Source organism: Streptococcus sp. HMSC064D12 (genome assembly GCF_001837205.1).
In the GTDB taxonomy this organism is placed as follows: Bacteria; Bacillota; Bacilli; order Lactobacillales; family Streptococcaceae; genus Streptococcus; species Streptococcus salivarius_D.
On sequence record NZ_KV831739.1, the window covers coordinates 147309 to 154200 of the forward strand.

At 38.8% G+C, this 6892-nt stretch carries 5 protein-coding genes; all 5 read right to left on the minus strand.

Annotated features, from left to right (window positions below; all coding sequences use genetic code 11):
* On the minus strand, positions 1–3013 hold a 3013-nt coding region (ldcB, locus tag HMPREF2697_RS05495), incomplete at its 3' end, for an LD-carboxypeptidase LdcB/DacB (protein ID WP_070849915.1).
* Between the two features lie 290 nt (positions 3014–3303).
* The gene (locus HMPREF2697_RS05500; RefSeq protein WP_002886764.1) at positions 3304–3870 is read right to left on the minus strand and encodes a transcriptional regulator; all 567 of its coding nucleotides are present in this window, start codon (positions 3868–3870) and stop codon (positions 3304–3306) included.
* A 97-nt stretch (positions 3871–3967) separates the two neighbouring features.
* Positions 3968–5287, minus strand: a complete 1320-nt coding sequence (locus HMPREF2697_RS05505; protein WP_070849918.1) for a sensor histidine kinase — start codon at positions 5285–5287, stop codon at positions 3968–3970.
* Positions 5284–6018 carry a response regulator transcription factor gene (locus HMPREF2697_RS05510; protein ID WP_002886762.1) on the minus strand — a complete coding sequence of 245 codons (735 nt, stop codon included), beginning with the start codon at positions 6016–6018 and terminating at the stop codon, positions 5284–5286. Before HMPREF2697_RS05510 ends, HMPREF2697_RS05505 begins: the two co-directional genes overlap by 4 nt.
* 242 nt (positions 6019–6260) lie before the next feature.
* Positions 6261–6892, minus strand: a 632-nt coding sequence (locus HMPREF2697_RS05515; RefSeq protein ID WP_070849921.1) for a DUF6287 domain-containing protein, incomplete at its 5' end; no start/stop codon positions are given.

Sequence of the window (6892 nt, forward strand, 5' to 3'; positions counted from 1 at the left end):
CGGCTGTGAGAACCTTATCGTAGTTAACACTCATCCCCTTGTCATAGTAGGCCAACTCTGGGCTTGAAACCTTAGCTTCCGCCTTGATTGACGCACGACCTGTAAAGGTATAAGTGCCTGTCGCTGGAAGGTTGATAGCACCTGTAGTGGCTGGTTTACTTTCAGCAGGTTTGCTGCTAGCAGCATAATCGCCACCTTCGATACCGAAGTATTCTTCCAAACTCAAACCTGAATCGTGGATGTCTTTAGCTTCTTTTCCCACATAGCGGATGTGCCATGCTTCTGGCATGTAGCCAGTTGAAGCTTCCTTACCTGCTTGGAAACGCACGATAAAGCCATAGTTATGTGCATTGTCTTTAAGCCATTGGCTAGCACGTGAATCTTCAAGCAAATTACCAGATTTATCGGTCAAATCAAAGACCAAACCAGTTTGATGTTCACTATATCCAGGACGAGCTGAGTAACGGTCCGCAGCTGCCTGACCATCACGGCTAACATAGTTATCGTAAAGAGTCTTTTGATAGTCATAAGAACGGAAACCACTGTATGAACGTCCAACATTCAAACCTTGGTTAATCATATCGTCACGAAGACGAACAAAAGCCGCCTTAGCTGTAGGATTCTCACCTGGGTTATAGTCCTTAGAAAGACCATGTTTTTTATTGACAATGATAATATCATCGTATTTACCACGAACACTGTAGTAAGAACCGTTATTGGTCAATTGGTGGCTAAGATCTTGAAGAACTGGAACACTGGTATGAGTGCCACCAACACCTTGAAGTTTACCATCAATCTTATAGTAGAGGTGAACAGTGTAGTCACCACGATTATTCTTGTGATCGCTGATAGATACATGTGTCTTGTAGCTACCATCTGCTTGTTTACTTGCAGATGGCCATTTGAGGTCGTCTTGACCGTCTTTATCAGACCAGACAGGAACAAGTACTTCCTGGATAGCCTTACCAGCACCTGAAACTTCAGTAATAACCACATCAAAGCCATTTTCAGTCATATTTTCAATGTTAAGCTTACCGGTAAGTTTATTTTCAGTCGGTTTAGACTCAACTGGCTTGTTTGTTGTTACTTTCACAGTCGCAACATCAACATAACGACGTTTACCACTGTAGCTGACATAAGAAATCCATTGATGATTGTCCGCTGTCAAAACCTTATCATAAAAGACAGAATCGCCATTCATAAAAACAAACTCAGTCTTGGCTGACACCTTTGGTTCGTCCTTAACATCTACAGTCTTAGTAAAGTTGTAACGCCCACTTGAAGGAAGTTTATCAGCTCCTGTCACTGCTGGTTTTTCAGCCGATTTATCGACTGGTTTGGTTTCCATAGGCTTATTATCTACTGGTTTAACATTCTCTGAAGCAACCGGTTGGTTTGGTTTAAGATCTGACTCGCTTGTTGTAGTACCAGCTTTGTCTTGACTAACCTCTACTTTAGCAATATCAACATAGCGACGAGCACCACTAAAACTCTTGTAAGAAAGCCATTGGTGACCATCTGCCAACATAACCTTATCATATGACAAGGAATCACCATCTTCGAAAGTAAATTCAGTCTTAGAGGAAACTTTAGGTTCAGATTTCACATTAGCAGTTTTCTTAAAGTGATAAGTCCCTTTGTCTGGGATTTCAAGTACTTCTGTCACTTCTGAATTATCAGTAGTTTTCTCTGGCGTAAGTTCAGGTTTTGGAGCAGGTTTAACCCCATCTTTAGGAGCCACCGGCTTAGACTCAGTAGTTTTCAAAGTCGCAATATCCACATAACGACGTGTACCACTGTAACTAATGTAAGAAAGCCATTGGTGGTTATCCGCAGTCAATACCTTGTCATAGTTCACTTTGTAGCCTTTTTCCAAGGTATAAAGTGTATCTGCAGAAGCCTTAGGTTCGTTTTTAACATTCAAGCTACGTGTCACATTATAAGTACCACTTGCTGGAAGCTTTTCAGCACCAGTAGTTTCTGGTTTTGCTTGATTAGTTTCTGTTGGTTTAACAGTTGGTGTTTCAGCTTTGGCTGGTGTCAAAGTCGCAATATCGGCATAATAGCGAACATAGTCATAACCAAGGTAAGAAAGCCATTGGTGATTATCAGCTGTCAAAACTTTATCATAGATGACATGGTCACCCTTGCCGAAAACAAAAGTAGGTTTGAGATCTGCTTTTGGTTCCTTCTTAATATTTGTGTCACGTGTAAAGTAGTAAGTTCCTGTCGCTGGGATATTCAAAGCACCTGTTGTGGCTTGAGCGCCATTAGAAGGTTTGCCATCCCCATTACCACTATTACCGTTACCACTACCAGCTGCCACTGGTTTCACTGGAGCATAACGACGCACACCAGAGTATGATTTGTAGCTAATCCATTGGTAACCATCAGCTGTCACGACTTGATCGTAAAAGACGCTATCCCCTGGATTTACATAAAATTCAGCCTTGGCAGAAACCTTAGGTTGATTCTTAACCTCTGTACGTTCCTTGTAGACATAAGTTCCTTGGCTTGGGAGGTCGCTTGCTGTAGTTGTAGCCGGTTGGCTCACCAAACTAGTATTGACAGCTGCTCTCGTTAAGGCAGATACATCAAAGTTAGTAGCTGTTTCAGACGAAGTATTTGTACCACTTGTGGCTTCTGAGCTGGCAACTGTTGATTCAGAAGTTTTATCTGCTACTTGTGAGGTACTAGCACTCACTTCACTCGTAGCCTCGCTAGTGGCAGTTTCACTGGCGGTTTGACTAGTTGTTGAGACTTGGCTAGCTTTCTCACTTGACGCTGCCCCATCTGTTGCTACACCACTGAAAATATCAGCTGCTGTCACAGCATCACTATCTGAGATAGCACGCAAAGAAGCATCTGAAGGTGTTGAAACCTCATGATGCTCATCAGCCAAAGCTTGCCCCGCAAAGACCAAACTAGCTCCTAAAAGAACTGATGCTGCCCCAAATGAATATTTACGAATGGAAAAACGTTGTTGTTCGTGTAAAAATTTTTCTCGTTTCATATCAATTATTCTCTCTATCGAATTGATGTTACAGGTTGATTGTAACACTCGGTGACAAATATTACAAGTACTTTACAGAATATTACTAAATATTTCTCACTTACCCATTAGTATACCAAATTTATTTGGCTTGTTCTCACTTAAATCATAAACTGTCCGATTTTTGTCATAATCGAAAGCCGAAGCAAGCCATACTTATTTATTCGTAATTTTGTTAGGAAAAGTAGAGGGAAACATAAAAAACATGATAACTTTATACGAGTTATCATGTTTGCTTTTTAAATCATTTATCAATGTCCTACATCTGAATATGAAATATAATAACGTTGGCCATTCTTAACAAAACTATACCAGTTTCCATCAGGTAAAATTTCATATTTATCCCAGTCAACATCTCCGGCAGGAAGTGTAGAAACTGCTCCGCTATCTTTATCTGGAGCAGCATAAACAGGTGTTTCCTCATCAAGTGTCAATGTTCCAGAAGTTGCTGTCCATGCACCTCGACCACCTTCAACTCCTCCAACTTGAGAAGCTGGTGTTGTAGATTCAACCACTTGTCCACCATCTGTAGTTCCTGCTTGGGCTTGTTTTTGAGAAGAAGCTTTAGGTGCTACTGCTGAAGCCTGATTGTCATTTTCTTCATTTGAAACTGCTGAAGATGATGATTTAGCTGTTTTCTTATCCTTCTTAACAGCTTTACTTGAGCTTGAAGATGATTTCTTGACCGTCTTGGCTGGGCTACTACTTGTGTTAACACGCGCCGACTCATGACTATTAAACATAGTCACTAAGAAGACAGCAAGGATAACTACAATTAGAGCTGATAGGATACCAATGAGTTTACTTGTATTTTTCATGAGTGATATTCCTTTTCTGATAATTTACTAGGTTATTATAATATATAGACAGTTAAATTTTTCATTGAAGTCATAAACGGTGTTTTTTCCGTCATAATCAGACCACATCTTCTATTTTTAGTGTCTGTTTAAAACGATAGTCTTTAGATTGTGTTGACAAAGAACAATTAGGATACTTCCCTAAAACCTCTCGAACAGTGGACAAACCTATACCACGTCCTTCTCCTTTACTTGAGCGACCAAGTTTAAAGATGCCGACTGTATTGATAGATTCTTGAGCAATGGTATTCTCTACTATTACTACCTTTGTATCGCTACTGATAAGAGCAATGGTTACTTCTTTAGTAATGCTATCCAAACTAGCCTCAATAGCATTATCCAAAAAAATGGATAGCACTGTTATGAAATCCAACAATTCCATCCTCGATACTTCAAAGACGTCGCTGACCTCAAGGTGAACGGTAATAGACTTGTCTTGTGCTTCCAAGACTTTACTAGCCAAGACACCTTTAACGGCTTCATCTTTAATATTAATCAAGTTGGCAATTTCGTACTGTTTCCCCTCAATCCGAGTCTTTGTTTTTTCAAGGATGTTATCGTAGATATCGGAAATGATAGCTATATCTTTGGAGTCAATGCCATATTTGATACTAGACAAGATATTTAAGTAATCATGCCTAAATCGACGAAGATCAGTATAGAGTTGCTCGATTTGTTGACTATAATGAGCCAAATCACTCATTTGCCTATCTTTTTGGAGTAGGACTTCTTCTTTTAGTCTTTCGCTGAAAGTCGCATTAATGTAAACAAGGGTCGCAAGAAAGAGTAAAGCATAGGTCACCACGAGATAAACATGCCAATCTCTTCCTCCAGGGATCTGTTGCACAAAAAAGGTAATATATTGGAGAAGGAGGGCATAAGATAACATTGATATATCTATAAGCAATAAAAAGTACTTTGAAAATGACTTTCTAAAACCATAGTTCAGCGCTTTGAAATCTACTTTTAAGGTCTTAATGATTAACCAAAACACAGGAAAGACTAGCAACTCAGTGACAAGGTTTAAATGAAAATGATTCAGCACAATCAGATAATGTCGATTGATGACTAAGGCAATCCCATAAATAATAAGATTGTGAACAAGACTTTCTATGACGATTGGAAACAAGCCATAGAAAATATCTAATAACCTATTGCCATAACGATTTCTGTAAAGGGAATAAACAACCAAGAAGGCATGCCCTAAAACATAGGATAGGACTGGAGAAAGCACAAACAAAAATCGGATAATCAAGGGGATGATGATATACCATCTTAGCTTTATCTTCTCGGAGGTAATATATTGATAAATGAGAATAAAGAGGATAATCTCCGCTAAAAAGTCTAGATTATCCAACACAAAATTAATCGCTGTCATAGGCTAATTCTCTCAAGTAATTTCTTTAGTTTCAACTTTGAAACATAGCAAACGCCACCATTTTCAAAATAGACCGTCCCCGTACTTTTATCTAATTTGATGATATTTTCTGGATTAACTAGGAAGGACTTATGACATTTAAACAGTCTAGGGTCACTCTTTTCAATTTGAGAGAGACTGCCATAAAACTCAATCTGCTCCTCTTTAGTATAAAGGATAACCTTGTGGACGATATCCGAGGTCTCAAAGTACAAGATATCATGAAAGGGAACCTGAATAACGGTCTTAACATTCTCAATCCGAAAAGCGTCTTCTGGATTCTGACTCTGTATCTTTTTGCAGGTTAATAAGATAATACTTTCCAGACGCTTTTGAAAGTCCTCGCCCTCCAAAGACTTGTCAATAAAGTCTAGAGCTGCCAGTTGGTATTGAAAAGTTAAGGGAAGATACTCTGAATGAGTCGTGAAGAAAACAATATTGGCATAGGGGTCACTCTTGCGAATCTGCTTTGCAACTTCCAAGCCTTTTTTAGTATCGTCTTTAATCTGAATGTCTAGGAAAAAGAGCTGATGAGACCCTCGCTCGGTAATAAAGTCTAACAGTTGATTGGGTTTGTCAAAAACCTCAAAGTCGCCCACTTTAATGTTATTTTTCTTAAGAATCGTATGAATAACCTCTTCAATACGATTTTGTTGGATAAAATGATCCTCTAAAACATAGATGTTAAGCATAACATAACTCCTCTAGCATAATCTTAAGATAGATCCAAGGTGGAGCAGTTCCTTTAATAAACGAATCCCTCTTATTCAAAATGAGATTTATTGTTCTCTTTACTTATTTTACATTTTTGTTACAAAAAAGACAATAGTTTGTAACATTTTTCACTTCAATCAATTAAAAAACACCCCACAAAGTTAGATTTTATCTGTCTAACTTTTGGGGTGCAGTTCATAAATAGCAATCTTTTTTCGTACTAGTTACGATAATAAGGGAAACCTTCAGCAGTTTGGTCTTGACCAATAACAAGGTAATCAGAGCCGTTACTACCTCCAGAAATCGCTCTCAATGCAGCTGAGCTTGTATCTGAGAATACTCCTGCATAAAAAATATTATCTGAAACTCTTTGAGGCTTCAATTGAGCAGTATAACCTGTTGAGTTTTTAATAATTGTACCATCAGCGTTAATTGTAACTGATTCACCATTCGCATTAGTCCAAGTTCCCACAAGAGAGCTAATATCACCATTATCAAGGGCACCAAAGTCAAGCGATGATTGACTATTATTTGTATTCTTTTCAGATTTAACCTTGTCTGATCCAGCTGCTGCTTCAGCCACTTGTCCGCCATCTGCAGTTCCTGCTTGAGCTTGTTCTTGAGAAGAAGCTTTAGGTGCTACTGCTGAAGCCTGATTGTCATTTTCTTCATTTGAAACTGCTGAAGTTGATGATTGAGCTGATTTCTTATCCTTCTTAACAGCTTTGCTTGAGCTTGAAGATGATTTCTTAACCGTTTTAGCTGGGCTACTACTTGTGCTAACACGCGCTGACTCATGACTATTAAACTTAGTCACCAAGAAGACAGCAAGGATAACTACAATTAGAGCTG